This window comes from Bradyrhizobium sp. cf659, from assembly GCF_900113725.1.
GTDB lineage: Bacteria > Pseudomonadota > Alphaproteobacteria > Rhizobiales > Xanthobacteraceae > Bradyrhizobium.
On sequence record NZ_FOQJ01000016.1, the window covers coordinates 118,235 to 133,358 of the forward strand.

General features: G+C 63.6%; 20 protein-coding genes. 13 read left to right on the forward strand and 7 right to left on the reverse strand.

From position 1 onward, the window contains the following. Positions 1-54 precede the first annotated feature (54 nt). The 7 genes from BM118_RS37630 to BM118_RS37660 all read left to right on the forward strand — a co-directional run bounded on the left by BM118_RS37630 (position 55) and on the right by BM118_RS37660 (position 4,581). On the forward strand, positions 55-1,587 hold the full coding sequence (locus BM118_RS37630) for an acyl-CoA carboxylase subunit beta (protein WP_092192719.1): 1,533 nt from the start codon (positions 55-57) through the stop codon (positions 1,585-1,587). 124 nt (positions 1,588-1,711) lie between these two features. Continuing rightward, positions 1,712-2,059 carry a hypothetical protein gene (locus tag BM118_RS37635; RefSeq protein WP_092192720.1) on the forward strand — a complete coding sequence of 116 codons (348 nt, stop codon included), beginning with the start codon at positions 1,712-1,714 and terminating at the stop codon, positions 2,057-2,059. A gap of 159 nt (positions 2,060-2,218) precedes the next feature. Then, positions 2,219-2,704, forward strand: coding sequence for an adenosine-specific kinase (locus BM118_RS37640; protein WP_011088110.1), 486 nt, complete (start codon positions 2,219-2,221; stop codon positions 2,702-2,704). A 119-nt stretch (positions 2,705-2,823) separates the two neighbouring features. Beyond that, a complete protein-coding gene (locus tag BM118_RS41970) occupies positions 2,824-3,012 on the forward strand; it encodes a hypothetical protein (protein WP_092192722.1) in 189 nt (62 codons plus the stop codon). Between the two features lie 34 nt (positions 3,013-3,046). After that, positions 3,047-3,373 (forward strand): GcrA family cell cycle regulator, encoded by a 327-nt coding sequence (locus tag BM118_RS37650; protein ID WP_038967071.1) that lies wholly within the window; start codon positions 3,047-3,049, stop codon positions 3,371-3,373. Between the two features lie 153 nt (positions 3,374-3,526). Continuing rightward, positions 3,527-3,742 carry a dodecin family protein gene (locus BM118_RS37655; RefSeq protein WP_092192724.1) on the forward strand — a complete coding sequence of 72 codons (216 nt, stop codon included), beginning with the start codon at positions 3,527-3,529 and terminating at the stop codon, positions 3,740-3,742. Positions 3,743-3,849: 107 nt separating this feature from the next. Beyond that, positions 3,850-4,581 carry a protein-L-isoaspartate(D-aspartate) O-methyltransferase gene (locus BM118_RS37660; protein ID WP_177235039.1) on the forward strand — a complete coding sequence of 244 codons (732 nt, stop codon included), beginning with the start codon at positions 3,850-3,852 and terminating at the stop codon, positions 4,579-4,581. 134 nt (positions 4,582-4,715) lie between these two features. Here the strand turns inward: BM118_RS37660 and BM118_RS37665 are convergent, their stop codons facing one another. The 3 genes from BM118_RS37665 to BM118_RS37675 form a co-directional block, all read right to left on the reverse strand. Further along, positions 4,716-5,363 carry a glutathione S-transferase family protein gene (locus BM118_RS37665; protein WP_092192728.1) on the reverse strand — a complete coding sequence of 216 codons (648 nt, stop codon included), beginning with the start codon at positions 5,361-5,363 and terminating at the stop codon, positions 4,716-4,718. Between the two features lie 169 nt (positions 5,364-5,532). Then, positions 5,533-6,285: a hypothetical protein gene (locus BM118_RS37670; protein ID WP_210189080.1), complete on the reverse strand. Its 753-nt coding sequence runs from the start codon at positions 6,283-6,285 to the stop codon at positions 5,533-5,535. A 114-nt stretch (positions 6,286-6,399) separates the two neighbouring features. Beyond that, positions 6,400-8,358 (reverse strand): alpha/beta hydrolase domain-containing protein, encoded by a 1,959-nt coding sequence (locus tag BM118_RS37675; protein ID WP_092192732.1) that lies wholly within the window; start codon positions 8,356-8,358, stop codon positions 6,400-6,402. A gap of 104 nt (positions 8,359-8,462) precedes the next feature. On the opposite strand from BM118_RS37675, the gene BM118_RS41975 reads away from it, so the two are divergent. Together BM118_RS41975 and BM118_RS37685 are read left to right on the forward strand one after the other, a co-directional pair. Further along, a complete protein-coding gene (locus tag BM118_RS41975) occupies positions 8,463-8,639 on the forward strand; it encodes a hypothetical protein (protein WP_177235040.1) in 177 nt (58 codons plus the stop codon). Positions 8,640-8,793: 154 nt separating this feature from the next. Further along, positions 8,794-9,072 carry a twin-arginine translocation signal domain-containing protein gene (locus tag BM118_RS37685; protein WP_092192766.1) on the forward strand — a complete coding sequence of 93 codons (279 nt, stop codon included), beginning with the start codon at positions 8,794-8,796 and terminating at the stop codon, positions 9,070-9,072. A gap of 153 nt (positions 9,073-9,225) precedes the next feature. Here BM118_RS37685 and BM118_RS37690 read toward each other — a convergent pair whose 3' ends face one another. The 3 genes from BM118_RS37690 to BM118_RS37700 all read right to left on the reverse strand — a co-directional run bounded on the left by BM118_RS37690 (position 9,226) and on the right by BM118_RS37700 (position 11,558). Beyond that, on the reverse strand, positions 9,226-9,468 hold the full coding sequence (locus tag BM118_RS37690; protein WP_177235041.1) for a GCG_CRPN prefix-to-repeats domain-containing protein: 243 nt from the start codon (positions 9,466-9,468) through the stop codon (positions 9,226-9,228). Between the two features lie 199 nt (positions 9,469-9,667). Continuing rightward, a complete protein-coding gene (locus BM118_RS37695) occupies positions 9,668-10,675 on the reverse strand; it encodes an alpha/beta fold hydrolase (RefSeq protein ID WP_092192736.1) in 1,008 nt (335 codons plus the stop codon). Positions 10,676-10,859: 184 nt separating this feature from the next. Next, the gene (locus BM118_RS37700) at positions 10,860-11,558 is read right to left on the reverse strand and encodes a winged helix-turn-helix domain-containing protein (protein WP_177235042.1); all 699 of its coding nucleotides are present in this window, start codon (positions 11,556-11,558) and stop codon (positions 10,860-10,862) included. Positions 11,559-11,753: 195 nt separating this feature from the next. Here BM118_RS37700 and BM118_RS37705 point away from each other — a divergent pair, with 195 nt between their 5' ends. The 3 genes from BM118_RS37705 to BM118_RS37715 are packed head-to-tail and all read left to right on the forward strand — an operon-like array spanning position 11,754 to position 13,302. Continuing rightward, positions 11,754-12,062, forward strand: coding sequence for an NIPSNAP family protein (locus BM118_RS37705; RefSeq protein ID WP_018647290.1), 309 nt, complete (start codon positions 11,754-11,756; stop codon positions 12,060-12,062). A 28-nt stretch (positions 12,063-12,090) separates the two neighbouring features. Continuing rightward, positions 12,091-12,441, forward strand: coding sequence for an antibiotic biosynthesis monooxygenase family protein (locus tag BM118_RS37710; protein WP_092192740.1), 351 nt, complete (start codon positions 12,091-12,093; stop codon positions 12,439-12,441). Positions 12,442-12,492: 51 nt separating this feature from the next. Next, positions 12,493-13,302, forward strand: a complete 810-nt coding sequence (locus BM118_RS37715; RefSeq protein WP_092192742.1) for an isocitrate lyase/PEP mutase family protein — start codon at positions 12,493-12,495, stop codon at positions 13,300-13,302. Positions 13,303-13,588: 286 nt separating this feature from the next. Here the strand turns inward: BM118_RS37715 and BM118_RS37720 are convergent, their stop codons facing one another. Next, the gene (locus BM118_RS37720; protein ID WP_092192744.1) at positions 13,589-14,005 is read right to left on the reverse strand and encodes a hypothetical protein; all 417 of its coding nucleotides are present in this window, start codon (positions 14,003-14,005) and stop codon (positions 13,589-13,591) included. 187 nt (positions 14,006-14,192) lie between these two features. Between BM118_RS37720 and BM118_RS37725 the strand changes: the two genes are divergently transcribed. Beyond that, complete coding sequence (locus BM118_RS37725) at positions 14,193-14,834, forward strand: trimeric intracellular cation channel family protein (protein ID WP_092192746.1); 642 nt, start codon at positions 14,193-14,195, stop codon at positions 14,832-14,834. The last annotated feature ends 290 nt before the right edge of the window (positions 14,835-15,124 follow it).

Here is a 15,124-nt window from a genome sequence, read left to right on the forward strand (position 1 = left end):
TGCCGTGTTAGAACCCCCGGCAATCGCATTTAGGCTAAGAACTGGCGGGAGCAAATGAAACATATCCTGGACGCCCTTGAAGATCGTCGTGCCGGCGCAAAGCTCGGCGGCGGGGAGAAGCGCATCGAGGCGCAGCACGCCCGCGGCAAGCTGACCGCGCGCGAGCGCATCGAGCTGCTGCTCGACAAGGGATCGTTCGAGGAGTTCGACATGTTCGTCGAGCACCGCTCCACCGAATTCGGCATGGAGAAGAACAAGATCCCGGGCGACGGCGTCGTCACCGGCTGGGGCACCGTCAACGGCCGCAAGACTTTTGTGTTCGCCAAGGACTTTACCGTGTTCGGTGGGTCGCTCTCGGAAACGCACGCGCTGAAAATTACAAAACTTCAGGACATGGCGATGAAGGCGAGGGCGCCCATCATCGGCCTCTATGACGCGGGCGGCGCGCGCATCCAGGAGGGCGTCGCGGCGCTCGCCGGCTATTCCTATGTGTTCCGCCGCAACGTGCTCGCCTCCGGCGTGATCCCGCAGATCTCCGTCATCATGGGCCCCTGCGCCGGCGGCGACGTCTATTCGCCTGCCATGACCGACTTCATCTTCATGGTGAAGAACACCAGCTACATGTTCGTCACCGGCCCGGATGTCGTGAAGACCGTCACCAACGAGGTCGTCACCGCCGAAGAGCTCGGCGGCGCCTCGGTGCACGCCACGCGCTCCTCGATCGCCGATGGCGCCTTCGAGAACGACGTCGAGACGCTGCTGCAGATGCGGCGCCTGATCGACTTCCTGCCGTCCAACAACACCGACGGCGTGCCGGAATGGCCGAGCTTCGACGACATCGGCCGCGTCGACATGTCCCTGGACACGCTCATCCCCGACAATCCGAACAAGCCCTACGACATGAAGGAGCTGATCCTGAAGGTCGTGGACGAGGGCGACTTCTTCGAGATCGCGGAGTCCTTTGCGAAGAACATCGTCACCGGCTTCGGCCGTATCGCGGGCCGCACCGTCGGCTTCGTCGCCAACCAGCCGATGGTGCTGGCCGGCGTGCTCGACAGCGACGCCTCGCGGAAAGCGGCGCGCTTTGTTCGCTTCTGCGATGCCTTCAACATCCCGATCGTCACCTTCGTGGACGTGCCGGGCTTCCTGCCCGGCACCGCGCAGGAATATGGCGGCCTGATCAAGCACGGCGCCAAGCTGCTGTTCGCCTATTCGCAGTGCACCGTGCCGCTGGTGACGATCATCACCCGCAAGGCCTATGGCGGCGCCTTCGACGTCATGGCCTCCAAGGAAATCGGCGCCGACATGAACTACGCCTGGCCGACCGCCCAGATCGCGGTGATGGGCGCCAAGGGCGCGGTCGAGATCATCTTCCGCAGCGACATCGGCGACCCCGACAAGATCGCCGCGCGCACCAAGGAATACGAAGACCGCTTCCTGTCCCCCTTCATCGCCGCCGAGCGCGGCTACATCGACGACGTCATCATGCCGCACTCGACCCGCAAGCGGATCGCAAGGGCGCTGGCGATGCTCAAGGACAAGAAGGTGGAAACGCCGGCGAAGAAGCACGACAATTTGCCGTTGTGAGGGACGTGTAGGGTAGCCCGGATGAGCGAAGCGACATCCGGGTCTTGCCTTTAGTCCCGCATGTCGCTTCGCTCATGCGGGCTACTGGTTCCGTTTCTGACTTGGCATGCTCGATCTTAATCGAATGACCGAAGACGATCCCACTGACGAGATTTCCGACATCGAAGCGCGGATCGAAGCGCTTGCCGAGATCGCCGAGCGTTGCCGGAAGTACATTCTGGCGTCCAAGATCGCCGTCGGCGGCGGCGCCGCACTGCTGCTGATCACCATCCTCGGCCTGCTCGGAGCCGGTCAGGTCACGGCACTCGGATCGATCGCCTTGGTGCTGGGCGGCATCGTCTCGCTCGGGTCGAATGTCAGCACGTTGCGGCAGACCGACGCCGCAATCAGCGCCGCGGAGGTGCGGCGCCTGGAGTTGATCAGCAGGATCGATCTGCGGGTGGTCGCCGACGCGCCAATAAAACTGATGTGACGCGCCGGCCGTTCGGCACCTTTGTTCATTGCCCCAGCTTCGCCCGTCCCTTGCTTCGCTGCCAGTGGCTTCCGGCGCGAAATCGGCTGTCTCTTGCCGCTTGCAATTGCCTTCTGGTGGCCTACCATGAACGGCGTTGGACCTTGAAGGAGCGCAGCCATGGAACTCACCGTGGTGCCGATCGTCAAGCCGGACGCAACCAACTTCATCTTCGGCCAGTCGCATTTCATCAAGACTGTGGAAGACCTCCATGAGGCGCTGGTGGGCGCAGTTCCGGGCATCCGCTTCGGGCTGGCCTTCTGCGAGGCCTCCGGCAAGCGGCTGGTGCGCTGGTCGGGGAACGACGAAGCCGCGATCGCGCTTGCACGCGACAACGCAATGGCCATCGGCGCCGGCCATACATTTCTGATCTTCCTGGGCGACGGTTTCTTTCCAGTCAACGTGCTGGCTGCGGTGCGCGCGGCGCCGGAGGTCTGCCGCATCTACTGCGCGACGGCCAACCCCACACAAGTGATCGTCGCGCAAACGGAGCAGGGCTGCGGCGTGCTCGGGGTGGTGGATGGCGCCTCACCGCTGGGTGTCGAAACCGACGAGGACATTGCGTGGCGGAAAGACCTGCTGCGAAAGATCGGCTACAAGCTGTAGTGGCTGGATGCAGCCGAAGCGACGGGCCTGCATCGACAAGACCGTCGAACCCACAACCGCAAGATGCCCGGCACATTAATCACCGGCGCTCTCAAGCTCCAGACCCGAGGAGCAACACCATGAAGCAAAACATCCCCGAAGAATTTCCCACCGGCTTGATGGATTGGAGTCGCTTTGTGATCAAGGGCAGCAAGATGCCGCCCCGGGATCCTGATGACGATGAAGAGGACGAGGACGAGGACGAGGAGGGAGAAGAGGAGGGGGACGACGACGAGCCGGCGGTCGTACGCGAGCCGGACGAAGACTAGAAAAGTGGATGGCAGTTGGCGTACAATATCTCCCATGAGTTGGGATGCGAAAGACGTAGCGCTGCTCAAAAAACTCTGGGTCCAAGGACAGAGTGCCGCGCAGATCGCGCGCCGTCTCGGGTGTAGCCGTAACGCTGTCTGCGGCAGGCTAACTCGCTTGGGCCTGACGCGTGGCCACAAGCCGCCAACAGCAAAACCCAAGATAAGGTCGGTCCGGAAGCGAGAGCCGGCGTTGTTGGTTGCCTGTGCCCAGCCGGCAGCCAAGAAGGTGTCGCGGAAGACAACAAACAAGCAGCCCAAGGAATTCAGCAAGCACCAGCTTTACGCCATGCTAGCTGAAGCGGTCAGGAATACGGGCTAACGGGCTACCGCGACGTTGTTGCGGCGCGGGCTCAATCTCGATGGACCTTGGTGCGCCCTGCGATCGTGGCGTCCTTTCAGCGCCGATACCGTGCTAGGCTCGACTGCGGCAGGGAGCACCTGCTTCCTGCTTCATACCGAACGGGAGGACGACATGCCTGAGAGCGTCTACAAGGTCATAGAACTGATCGGCACCAGCAGCGATTCCTGGGAAAAGGCCGCCGCCAACGCGATCGAGCAGGCTGCAAAATCTCTTCGTGACCTTCGTGTCGCAGAGGTCGTCAAGCTCGATATTCAGCTGGACGCCAAAGGAAAAGTAGAGGCCTATCGCGCGAAACTCAACGTGTCGTTCAAGTTCGAGGGCACCTGAGCTTAAGCAAACCTCGCCTCGCTTGCGGGGCGAGGTCGGATCTTACGCGCAGGGTTAGCGCTCAAGCGGTCGACGTGAATTGTGTCCCTCTTGGAGAGCGCACAATCATGAAGGTCTTGCCACTGCTCGTGTTCGCCATGGGTGTCGTCGCGTGGGAAGCGACCGCACAGGACGCACAATGCGTCCGCGAACGCGCCGCCATGGTCGAGACCATCCGGGCCTACGCCCGGTCCGCTGCCGGTGTTTTGGGACAGCAAGGCCTGTCGGAGAGGGTCCTCGAGGCCATGGCGCAAACGAAACGCCACCTGTTCATCCCCGAGCAATCTTGCTCTATCGCATACGCCGATAGACCGATACCAATCGGCCTCGACCAGACCATATCGCAGCCGTACATTGTGGCCTTGATGACCCAGTTGGCCGAGGTCGCGCCCGATCACGTTGTGCTCGAAGTCGGTACCGGTTCGGGCTACCAGGCCGCCATCCTCGCGCAGCTCGCGCGAAAGGTCTGCAGCATCGAGATCATCCCGCAATTGGCCGAGACCGCCGCGAAAAGACTAAGAGACCTCGCGTATGACAACGTGAGCGTCAGGCTTGGCGACGGCTACGACGGCTGGCCCGAATGCGGTCCTTTTGACGCCATCGTCGTGACTGCCGCGCTCGGGCAGCCACCGTCGCCGCTGATTGAGCAGCTCAAAGTGGGGGGCCGTCTCGTCATGCCGTTGGGACCCGGTTACACCACTCAGCAGCTCACAGTCGTCGAAAAAATCGCCCCCGGCAAGACGACGACGCGCGGCGTCGCTCTCGTGCGTTTTGTCCCCTTTACGCGTTCGCAAAACTAGAAGCCAGGGTGGAACAGGTTGAGCGCGTAGGGTGGGTGAGCCTTGCGACTGCGCGAAGCGCAGTTCGCTGGGCGTAACCCACCAATTTTGTTGAGGTGGACATTGGCGGATTGCGCTTCGCTAATCCGTCTGCGTTAGCGTGCCCCATCCGCCGCAGCGAAATGCGCCATCTGGTCTGCGCGGGCCTTGGCAAAGGCCGAGCGGGCCGTCGTGCGCGCGACGTAGGCGCGGCAGGCCGGGTGTGCCGCCAGCCCGTCGAAACGATCGACGAGGCGCAGCACATCCGACATCAGGATGTCGGCAACGGAGAAGGGCCCCGCCAGCCATTCGCGGTCGGCCAGCACCGGCTCGACATGCTTGAGACGGAGCTTGAGGAAGTCGTCGACGAACTTCACGGCAGGTGAACCGTCGTGACTGCCGGTGAATTTGAACAGCGCCCAGGGCAGGCTGGCCATCTCCACCGAATTGAGCGCCGCGAACACCCACTTGATCGCCTCGGTGCGACCGCGCGGGTCGGTGGGCATCAGCGCCGCGCTGCGCTCGCCGAGATGCAGCAGGATCGCGCCGCTCTCGAAGATCGAGATGTCGCCATCGGTGAGCCACGGCACCTGGCCGAAAGGCTGGTGCGCGAGATGCGCAGCGCCGCGGTCACCGAACGGCACGCTCGCGACGTGATAGGGCAAGGCGGCCTCTTCGAGCGCCCAGCGCACACGAAGGTCGCGCACGAAGCCGCGCGGCATCTCGGGAACCCAGTCGAAGGTGGTGAGGGTGAGGTCGCCCATGGGTCATCTCCGTGTTATCAGGGCATAGGACAGATGAAGGGCGTGCGTTCCGACAGTGGGGGCGAGACATTTTGCAAAGGCTGTAGGGCACGTTAGCGTAGCGTAACCGACCGCTTCTCTTACGTGCCGACTCGTCTCTGAAGTCGATTTCGAGCGTCTTCGGCTTCCGCTATGCCCGGCTTTGAGATCCGAGGGTCACCTCCTTGATCAGCGACTTCAAGGCGAGCACCTCGGTCTGAAATCGCTTCTCAAACTCGCGAGATTTAAGCGGTGCCGCTAGCAGTTCCTTTGAGTAGCCGAATTCCAATCCCGCAAACTTGATAGAAAATTTGGGTACAAGCAATGCTGCACGAGAATTGGATGTGAGCGGAACGCGATGTCTGCCTGAGAAAAATGGGAGCAGTGATGTCGTGCCTTCGAAAATGCTCTTTACTACTGGTGTGGTCGCCCCAATGGATTCCCGGACAAACGAATTAAAGTCACGAAGACAGGTGTCCAATGTCGTTGTCAGATAGGCGTCCGCACCGCGCTTGAATAGTTCGTCGATCCCCGCAAGGTAGTTCCGGCAGCTCCCGACAAAGAAGTTGTGCGAACCTTCGGGGACGGTTTCCAAATCGAAATCTACTCTGGCCCGGAAAGTATCGTAAGCCTTTGAAAGGTCCGTCAGCAGAATGTTTATCGGAATGTATACCTCACCGGTGAGCTTTCTCGCGTTTTCAAGGTATCCGTCTTGCAGCTTGTAAGAGTACGCAAGCTCGAGCTCCTTGATCTTTCGGTTCGCAGCATACATCGTGGCCGCCGCCGTCAATAGTGCGCCTGCAACGGCGGCAGCGAAACCGATTAAGAGCTTAATTGTAGTACCATCCATAGGTTGAATAGAAGTATTCTTCTGCGATCTGTCAACGTAGTCGTTGGTATGCATCGCCCGCGAGGTTTGGATAGGTGAGAGATAGCCCAACCTACCAAGGTCTGTTTCCGCGGCACGAGAAATGGTGGATTACGCTGCGCTAACCCACCCTTGTAATCGCGGCTTCCTTCACTGCCCAAGCTTCGCCAGCTTCCCTTGCTTCGCCGCTTCAACCGCACGCTCCGCATCTTCCGGCAGCAATATCCGCTCCGCCACCTGCCGTGCCGCCTCGCGGCGCACCGCGGCCACATACGCCCCGTCATCCGCGTATCGCTCCGCAATCGACAGCCTGGGATCGTGCACTTCCTTCCGTGCGGCTTCCGTCGGTGCAAACGGTACCACCGCGCCTTGCAGCGGATAGAGCGCCGTCGGCCCAAAGCCCTGCGCGCGCGGATTCCACGCCGTGTAGGTCGCGCGAGGGACGGCGAGGGCGAGCTGGCGGATACCTGATATCGCCATGCCATCATCGTCGGCCTTCGGCACGAACACGGGATAGCGGCCGATCTCCTTGGGCGGCAGCACGCTCTGATCCGAGAAGGCGGCCAGCGTATGGATGCCGGCGTAGGGCAGGCCGGGGATATCCGCCAGCACCGCGCCTTTCGCAGCCACGAGCGTGCCGTGGGCGCGCATGGGGACGCGGCTTGCGGGCGGTTTGGTGCCGTCGCTGATCCAGGCGTTGAGGTCGGTGAGCAGCGCGCGCATCGGCATGCCCGCATGCATCGGATTCTGCGGCAGCGACATCGCGGGCAAGCCCTTGCGCATCACGTCGGCGGCTTCCGCGAAATGCGGCGTGCCTGCGATCATGTAGGCGCGGACGTTGTCGGGGAGGTCGAGATGATTGCCGGCGAGATCTGTCACCAGCAGCGAAGCGTGCGAGGCCCACCATTCGTGCTCGCTGTCGGTCTGCATCACGCGCGGACAGGTGGCGGAGAGCGAGCAGCGGCGGAGCAGGCCGTCGGTCTTGCCGGAATAAGGATCGCTCAGGCTCGCATAGGTGAAAGGGAACAGGTCGGCCTGCCACGCCGGATCCTGCAGATGGCGCGGGTTGCGGCCGGGCTGGCCGAAGCGGACATTGGTCGCCATCCGCCGCGTGCCCGCGACATGCGGCATCAATCCGTCGAACACGGTGCGGCCGGAGAGATCCTCGTTGAAGCCGAGATAGAGGAAGTCGCGCAGGAAGCGGCCGGATTGCGAGACGCCGAAGCCGATGGCGCGGCTTACCGATGGATGCAGGCCGTTGAGCAGCGGGTTCGCTTGCGTCTCGTCGTGGCGGAGGAAGCTGACGACATCGCGCACGGCCGCATAGCCCATGCCGAGCGGGACGGGATCGCGCGCGGTGTAGGTGATCTCATAGAGCGCGCCGGCGTCAAAGCCGTCGGGGCGGGCGATCTCCACCGTCACGGGATCGACCGGTTTTGCGGAGAGGCCCAGCGGCGTCTGCCGCGCGTCGGCCCAGGCCGCGCGTACGGTGACGTTGAGATCGGCGGCCTCAGCCGCCGGCCAGGTCAGCGTTGCGCGCGCGGGATTGGTGGAGTTGTCGAAGATCACCTCTTCCCGCGCAGGACCGGTGACGCCCTTGAGCACCGGTGCGGTCATCGCGAGCTGTCCCGGCTTCGACGGAATGTCGCCCTGCCAGCCCACCCAGACCATCGTGTAGCCTTGGCGATGCAGGAAGCCGATGCCGGCGTCCTCGGCCTTGTCCGCAATGTTGGCGCCGGGCTGGGCGGAATCGTCGAACAGCTGCGGCGCCAGCTTGCGGCCGCGATTGGGGACCTCCAGCAGCAGCGTGCCGTGGCCGTGGCTGGCATCGCTGGGCCGCAGGATCACGACGTCGGCGGTGGCCTCGACCTTGCCGTTGGGGTTGCGCGGCGCGAGCGACAGATCGGTGATGACGGCGTTGCGGTCGTCGGATGGGTTGAGCGCGAAGGTCGCGCGCGCGGTGATGCGTTCATAGGTGCCGACGTTACCAAAACTGCGGCCGGCGAAGGCGGGCACGCGTTCCAGGATGTCGAAGCGGACGATTTCGGCCGGCGAAGCCGTGGGCCACAGGCAGGCGATCGCAACGAGCCCCGTGATGATCCTGCGCATGGCCGTTCCTCCCTTATCGGCGCGACGTCATTGTCCGTCGCGCGGGCTTTTTGTTGCCGCCACTGTAACCGTCTATGCTGTGGTCAAACAACAGGAGGAAACACATGCCCGCAGCGTACTTCGTTGTCCGTGCCACCGTCACCGACGCGAGCAAGCGCGCCGCCTTCGCAATGCTGAAGGGTGACGCGATGAAAAAGCTCGTCGCCGATTTCAACCGCGACTGGCCCGAGGTAACGCGCACGCGCGAGACGCTGGTGCTGGCGCAGGAGTTTGCGAAATAGGGCGCTGGCGCATAGCCCGGATTGTGCTTCGCTCCATCCGGGCCACGAGTTCCGGCTGTCACCTTTGAATCTGAACGCTCGATTCAGCCGCAGTTCATATCGCGGGCCCGACACTCGCTCGGCATCATCAACGCTTGCCCGAGAGGAAGATGTCATGGAACGCCGCAATTTTCTGAAACTCGCATTCGGTGCCGCGGCGGGAGCCGCTGCGTTCACCGCCGCCGCACAGGCCGCGCCGCTGGCGCCGCAGCCGCTCGGTGATTCCCGCATGCCGCAGGGCAATCCGGACGCTCATCCCGCCGTCACCACCAGCGATGAAGCCGCACAGCTCAAGCCCGAGCAGGTGCACTGGCACGGTCGTGGCCATCACTGGGGTTGGCGCCACAGGCACTGGGGCTGGCGCCGCCGGCGCTGGCATCGCCGCCACTGGTAAGCGCTCGGCAATCGAAATCCGGACGGGGATCGCGGTTCGCGGTCCCCGTTTTGATTCGGCGCTCCTGCAAGCCAATGGGCTGGAGGGTGCCCAAAAGAAAAAGGCCGCGCAGGCTTTCGCCGCGCGGCCATATCGCAACGCGAAAATACGGGATCAGAACGGACGGCAGCGGCCGGCGTACCAGCGCAAGCCATAGGGACACGCGCGCGGACGCACCACGACGACCGGCGCGGGGCGGGGCGCCACGACCACGACCGGCGGACGCCCGCCCATCGGACGGCAGTTGCCATAGCGGCCACGATACCAGCCGGGACCACAGCCCTCCGCGGCGCTGGCCGCCTCGCTGAAACCAGCGACCGCGCTGGCGAGCATCACGGCGGCGAAGAGATATTTCATTTGAACTTCCTTCTCGTCCTTGGGGCAGACTTTTGGGGGGACAGCGCGCTTGCGGCGCACAATGAATCAAAAGACACGATTCGACACGTTAAATTTGGGGAGACACGTGCCGACACGTCGCGATCCAAATCTGCCGATCATGACCTGAATGCGGCATGAACACTGCCCGCATCCTGCTCCAGGCGACACGCCGGCGTCGCTAGCGGCCGAGAAAGCCCAGCACCAGCTCCCGATACTTCTCCGGCGCTTCCAGGAAGACGAGATGGCCGGTGTCGGGGATCACCTCGGCCCGCGCATTCGGCATCTTCGCTGCGAGCGCCTTCGCGAGCTCGGCGTTCTGTCCCATCTTCGCGCGTAGCGCCTCCGGTGCGTTCGGCCGGCCCGGCGCGTTGTGGTCGTCGGCGCCCATGATGAACAGCGTCGGCTCGGAAACAAGCGCGACCTCGTGCGCGACCGGCTCGCGATAGATCATCTGGCCGGAGCTGACGAAGGCGCGCAGCCAGCGCGGATAGTCGGGGCTGCCCTTGATGTTGAAGCGGGCGTCGATGAAGGGCGTGATCTGATCCGGCGGCAGCTTGATCGCGTAATTGGTCTGGAGCTGCTTGCGATAGCCCTCGGCCGTGAGCTTGTCTTCGCTCTCGATGATCTTCTCGGTCGGCGTCGGCGGCACGTAGAGGCGATAGTCTTCCAGCCCGATCGGCGCGGTCAGCACGAGATGGGCGACTCTATCGGGATAGGCGCGGGCGATGCGCACGCCCAGCATGCCGCCGAGCGAATGGGCGACGATCTCGGCCTTGTCGATCTTGAGATGGTCGAGCAGCGCGATGGTGTTGCGCGCCAGCGTGTCGAAATGCAGTTCACCCATCGGCTTGGAGGATTTGCCGAAGCCGATCTGGTCCGGCACCACGACGCGGAATCCGGCTTCGCTCAGGATCCTGATGACGGGCGCCCAGTAGCTCGACGGGAAATTGCGCCCGTGCAGCAGCACCACGGTGCGGCCGTTCGGCTGCTGGGGGGCGACGTCCATATAGGCCATGCCGAGCTGCTCGCCGTCGTTGACAACAGGCAGCAGGTGCACGGGATAGGGATAGGCAAAGCCCTCGAGCGCGATGCCATAAGGCTCGCGTGGTGTGGTGTCGGCGGCGTGTGCGGCAAGAGGGGCGGCGAGGAGTGCGGCGGCGAGTACGGCCGGGAGGAAGCGGTTCATTGAGGTCTCTGTTGTCTGGCACAGTCGTTCCGGAGCGATGCGAAGCATCGAACCCGGTAGGTTCGGTCCTGCGGACCAACCCGGAATGACGGTGGCCATATACGCGTGGATGGCCGGGTCAAGCCCGGCCATGACGAGCACACGAATTCACACGCAAACGTGCGATCTCACGCGCCTGGCGTGATCAGCCCTTCTCACTGCCGAACAGCGCCGCAAACTGCTTCTCGCCCGTGCGGGTGAAATTCACCACGCGGCTGCCGGGCGTTAAGTCGCGCGCGGCCCATTTCAGCTCGGTGAAGCGCTGCATCATGGTGGCGCCCAGCGTGCCGGCGAGATGGTGGCGCCGCTCGCTCCAGTCGAGGCAGGCCTTGCACACCGGCCGCCGCGGATGGGCGAGCATGTCCGGCGAGATCTGCAAATGCTTGGCGAGGAAGCGTTCGCCCTCGGCCGTCAGCTCGATGTCCTGCTTCTTCTGCCTGACCAGCTGCCGCTCGCGCATGGTGTCGAGCATCTGCACGCCGAGATCGCCGGCGAGATGATCGTAGCAGATGCGCGCGCGCCGCAGCGCCGGATCCTTCGGCCCGGTGCGCACGCGCATATGGCCGGTGCGCGCGGCGAGCCCCGCAAGGCCTTCGAGCACGCCGGCAACGTCGTCGTCGGTGAGGCGGTAGTAGCGGTGGCGGCCCTGCTTCTCCGGTTCGATCAGCCCGCCGGCCTCGAGCTTGGCCAGATGCGAGCTTGCGGTCTGCGGCGTGATGCCGGCCTCCTGCGCGAGTTCGCTCGCGGTCAGCGAGCGTCCGTTCATCAGCGCCGTGAGCATGTTGGCGCGGGCGGGGTCGCCGACCAGCGCGGCGATCATGGCGATGTCGGGTCCTGATTTCATGCTTCGATGGTAGCCGAAGCATTGCAGTCGGGCAAGCGCGTAGGCTCTCACCAAGTCGTCATTGCGAGGAGCCCGTGACAAAATTGCGAAGCAATTTTGCACTGGCGACGAAGCAATCCAGGCTGTCTCCGCGGCGAGATTCCTGGATTGCTTCGCTACGCTCGCAATGACGATGTGGAAACACAGGAGCCTCACATGTCCGTCACCGTCTTCATCCGCTACCAGCTCGATCCGTTCAAGCGCGCGCAGTTCGAGGAATATTCAAAACGCTGGCTCACCATCATCCCGAAATGCGGCGGCGACCTGATCGGCTATTTCATGCCGCACGAGGGCACCAACAACATCGCCTTTGCGCTGATCACCTTCGAGAGCCTGGCTGCCTATGAGGCCTATCGCGCCCGGCTGCGCCAGGATGCGGAAGGCATGGCGAACTTCCATTTCGCCGAGGAACACAAGTTCATCCTCGCGGAAGAGCGCACCTTCCTGCGCAAGGTGGTATTGTAGGCCACGACACCGTCAGCAGGAGACGCCCATGATCGCCGTGATCTTCGAGGTCTGGCCCAAGCCCGAGCATCGCCAGACATATTTCGACCTTGCAGCCGATCTGAAGCCGATCCTGCAAACCATCGACGGCTTCATTTCGGTCGAGCGCTTCGAGAGTCTGACCGAGAAAGGCAAGATCCTGTCGGTGTCGTTCTGGCGGGATGAGGCAGCCGTGCAGGCCTGGCGCAACACGATGGAGCACCGCCGCACCCAGGCCAGGGGCAGGGCGCAGATCTTTGCCGACTATCGCTTGCGCATCGCCAGCGTCGTCAGGGACTACGGCATGAATGATCGCGACGAGGCGCCGAAAGACAGCCGCGCAGTGCACGACGCGCACTAGCACTGCCCCGAATGCGTGCCTATGTCTGCGCGGCCAACAAGGGAGAGAAACATGCACGTGACGACCGCGGATAAGCGCGCGACCTTCAGGAAGATGCACGAGAGCGGCTGCTTCATTCTGCCCAATCCGGTCGATGTCGGCAGCGCCAAGGCGTTGCAGCATCTCGGTTTCAAGGCGATAGCGTCGTCGAGCGCGGGCTTTGCATGGACCATCGGCAAGGCCGACAATCACGTCACCGTCGAGGACGTCTGTCAGCATCTGGCAGCATTGAGCTCGGCGGTCGACATTCCCGTGAATGCGGATTTCGAGGGCGGCTTTGCGGTCAAGCCCGACAAGGTCGCCGACAATGTCGAGCGCGGTGTGCGCACCGGCGTCGCCGGGCTGTCGATCGAGGATTCCACCGGTGACAAGGACAAGCCGCTCTACGATCGCGCGCTCGCGGTCGAGCGCATCGAGGCCTCGCGCAAGGCGATCGGCGACAGCGGCACGCTGCTGGTCGGCCGCTGCGAGGCGTACCTCTGGGGCGTGACCGATCTCAAGCTCGTCATCGACCGGCTCACCGCCTACGCCGATGCCGGCGCCGACTGCCTCTACGCGCCGGGCCTGAAGAGCCGCGAGGATATCGCCGCGGTGGTGAAGGCGGTGCATCCAAAGCCGTTCAACCTCTTGATCGGCGGCTCCGGCTTGTCGTTGCAGGAGGCCGAAGATCTCGGCGTGCGCCGGATCAGCGTCGGCGGCTCGCTCGCCCGCGCCGCCTGGGGCGGCTTCATGCGCGCGGCAAAGGAGATGGCGGAGAAGGGGACGTTCACCGAGCTCGGCGGCGGCTATCCCGGCGGCGAGCTCAACAAGATGTTCAGCTAGAGCATGATCCGGAAAAGTGTGCGGCGGTTTTCCCTCGCGACAAACGCCGAACGCGTTTGCGCGGAGATCATGCTCAAGCCATAGAGCCAAACGAGAAGCGGCGGGATGTTGAGTCCCGCCGCTCTCTCATCCACTCTGTGTCATGCCCCGCCTTGTGCGCAATTGCGCACTGGGGCGGGGCATCCAGTACGCCGCGGCCTCTCGATCAATCACTATCGCCTCGGAGTACTGGATCGCCCGCCTTCGCGGGCGATGACAGCTACCTTGTGACTGCTACCTTGCGTGGTTACTTCGCGCCGTCAGACGGAGCCTTCGTGCCGTCAGACGGAGCGGCCGGATCCGGCGCGGCCGGCTTGCTCGGCGCAGCACCCGTGGTCATGCCCGGCGCGGCGTTGTTGCGCGGCGTCACGTCGCGCATGCCGGGAGGCGCCGCTGGATTGGTCGGCGGAGCCTGCTGGGCGGTCTTCGTCGCCGGCTCATTGCTCGCCTGGTTTCCCGTGGTCGTGTTGTTCAAGCCATAGAACACGGCGCCCAGCACCAGGGCGACAGCCACGGCAAACAGTGCGACCTTGCCGCTGGAGGCGGGGCCTTCGCCCAGCTCGGGGTCGGCCTGAAGGTCGGCATCCCGTCGCGCCGCACGGAGATACTCATCATCGGCGAGATTCGGGCGATACGGATCGTTGGGAAAACGGTCGTCAGCCATCGATTGGGTCTCCTCGATTATTGCGGCTGGACAACCCGTGGATGCGAGATTCTGTTCCGCCCCTCTGATGCTTTCGTCGCATGTGGCCCGCGTCGGGAATCGGGAACCTGTTTATCCAGGATGAACTCTTGTTCATCCTGGAACCGGGGACGTAAGTTCCACTGCGGAAATCAGGGGGAACAAAACGATGTGGAGTCTGCCGCCGAGCGATAGCGTGCTGCATCTTCTGGCGCTTGTCGCCTTGACGGCGCAGGGCATGACCGCGGCGCTTGCTGCGGGGCGGCGCAGCATGGACTATGTCGGCGTCTGCATGCTCGGCAGCATCACCGCGCTCGGCGGCGGCACGCTGCGCGACCTGTTCCTCGGTCATTATCCGCTGGCCTGGGTCGCGAACCCGATCTATCTCGTGCTTCCCGGCGCTGCAGCGCTGCTGACCATCCTGGTCGCGCGCCTCGTGCACCGGCTTCAGTTCGCCTTCATCGTGCTTGATGCCATCGGCCTCGTCGTCTTCACCATGACCGGTTGCGACATCGCCTGGCAGATGGATGTCTCGCTGCCGATCGTCATCGTCTCGGGCATGGTAACGGGTTGCGCCGGCGGCGTGTTGCGCGACGTGCTCTGCAACGACGTACCGCTGCTGTTTCGCTCCGAGCTCTACGCCAGCGTCTCGGTCGTGACCGGCCTGTTCTATGCGACCGCCTTCGGCCTCAACATCAACGCCGGGCTCTGGACGATCTTGACCTTCATCCTCGGCATCAGCTTCCGCCTGCTCGCGGTGCGCTATAAATGGGAGATGCCGAAATTCGTGTTCACGGGGGACGAGCGGTAGCGCAAATCCCGGGTGAGGGGGAGTCTCCGCGAGTCGGGCTGGCCGGCACGCGCACAGCTGTAACCACGGCGTCATTGCGAGCGCAGCGAAGCAATCCAGGATCTTTCCGCGGAGGAAGTCTGGATTGCTTCGCTGCGCTTGCAATGACGGAGAGGAGGCGGCGGTGAGGGTATCTCCAATACCGCCGCCGCGGAGGCAGCCCCTCACCCCAACCCTCTCCCCGTAAGAACGCAGGGCTGTCCGGGGAAGTTAGGCATAGGATAGCTCGATCTGGTCTGGGTGGCTGTGGG

What these genes read in the sequence shown, in the direction of transcription:
- BM118_RS37630 (WP_092192719.1), top strand. Translation starts at nt 55, where the DNA reads ATGAAACATATCCTGGACGCCCTTGAAGATCGTCGTGCCGGCGCAAAG.
- BM118_RS37635 (WP_092192720.1), top strand. Translation starts at nt 1,712, where the DNA reads ATGACCGAAGACGATCCCACTGACGAGATTTCCGACATCGAAGCGCGG.
- BM118_RS37640 (WP_011088110.1), top strand. Translation starts at nt 2,219, where the DNA reads ATGGAACTCACCGTGGTGCCGATCGTCAAGCCGGACGCAACCAACTTC.
- BM118_RS41970 (WP_092192722.1), top strand. Translation starts at nt 2,824, where the DNA reads ATGAAGCAAAACATCCCCGAAGAATTTCCCACCGGCTTGATGGATTGG.
- BM118_RS37650 (WP_038967071.1), top strand. Translation starts at nt 3,047, where the DNA reads ATGAGTTGGGATGCGAAAGACGTAGCGCTGCTCAAAAAACTCTGGGTC.
- BM118_RS37655 (WP_092192724.1), top strand. Translation starts at nt 3,527, where the DNA reads ATGCCTGAGAGCGTCTACAAGGTCATAGAACTGATCGGCACCAGCAGC.
- BM118_RS37660 (WP_177235039.1), top strand. Translation starts at nt 3,850, where the DNA reads ATGAAGGTCTTGCCACTGCTCGTGTTCGCCATGGGTGTCGTCGCGTGG.
- BM118_RS37665 (WP_092192728.1), bottom strand. Translation starts at nt 5,363, where the DNA reads ATGGGCGACCTCACCCTCACCACCTTCGACTGGGTTCCCGAGATGCCG.
- BM118_RS37670 (WP_210189080.1), bottom strand. Translation starts at nt 6,285, where the DNA reads ATGCATACCAACGACTACGTTGACAGATCGCAGAAGAATACTTCTATT.
- BM118_RS37675 (WP_092192732.1), bottom strand. Translation starts at nt 8,358, where the DNA reads ATGCGCAGGATCATCACGGGGCTCGTTGCGATCGCCTGCCTGTGGCCC.
- BM118_RS41975 (WP_177235040.1), top strand. Translation starts at nt 8,463, where the DNA reads ATGCCCGCAGCGTACTTCGTTGTCCGTGCCACCGTCACCGACGCGAGC.
- BM118_RS37685 (WP_092192766.1), top strand. Translation starts at nt 8,794, where the DNA reads ATGGAACGCCGCAATTTTCTGAAACTCGCATTCGGTGCCGCGGCGGGA.
- BM118_RS37690 (WP_177235041.1), bottom strand. Translation starts at nt 9,468, where the DNA reads ATGAAATATCTCTTCGCCGCCGTGATGCTCGCCAGCGCGGTCGCTGGT.
- BM118_RS37695 (WP_092192736.1), bottom strand. Translation starts at nt 10,675, where the DNA reads ATGAACCGCTTCCTCCCGGCCGTACTCGCCGCCGCACTCCTCGCCGCC.
- BM118_RS37700 (WP_177235042.1), bottom strand. Translation starts at nt 11,558, where the DNA reads ATGAAATCAGGACCCGACATCGCCATGATCGCCGCGCTGGTCGGCGAC.
- BM118_RS37705 (WP_018647290.1), top strand. Translation starts at nt 11,754, where the DNA reads ATGTCCGTCACCGTCTTCATCCGCTACCAGCTCGATCCGTTCAAGCGC.
- BM118_RS37710 (WP_092192740.1), top strand. Translation starts at nt 12,091, where the DNA reads ATGATCGCCGTGATCTTCGAGGTCTGGCCCAAGCCCGAGCATCGCCAG.
- BM118_RS37715 (WP_092192742.1), top strand. Translation starts at nt 12,493, where the DNA reads ATGCACGTGACGACCGCGGATAAGCGCGCGACCTTCAGGAAGATGCAC.
- BM118_RS37720 (WP_092192744.1), bottom strand. Translation starts at nt 14,005, where the DNA reads ATGGCTGACGACCGTTTTCCCAACGATCCGTATCGCCCGAATCTCGCC.
- BM118_RS37725 (WP_092192746.1), top strand. Translation starts at nt 14,193, where the DNA reads ATGTGGAGTCTGCCGCCGAGCGATAGCGTGCTGCATCTTCTGGCGCTT.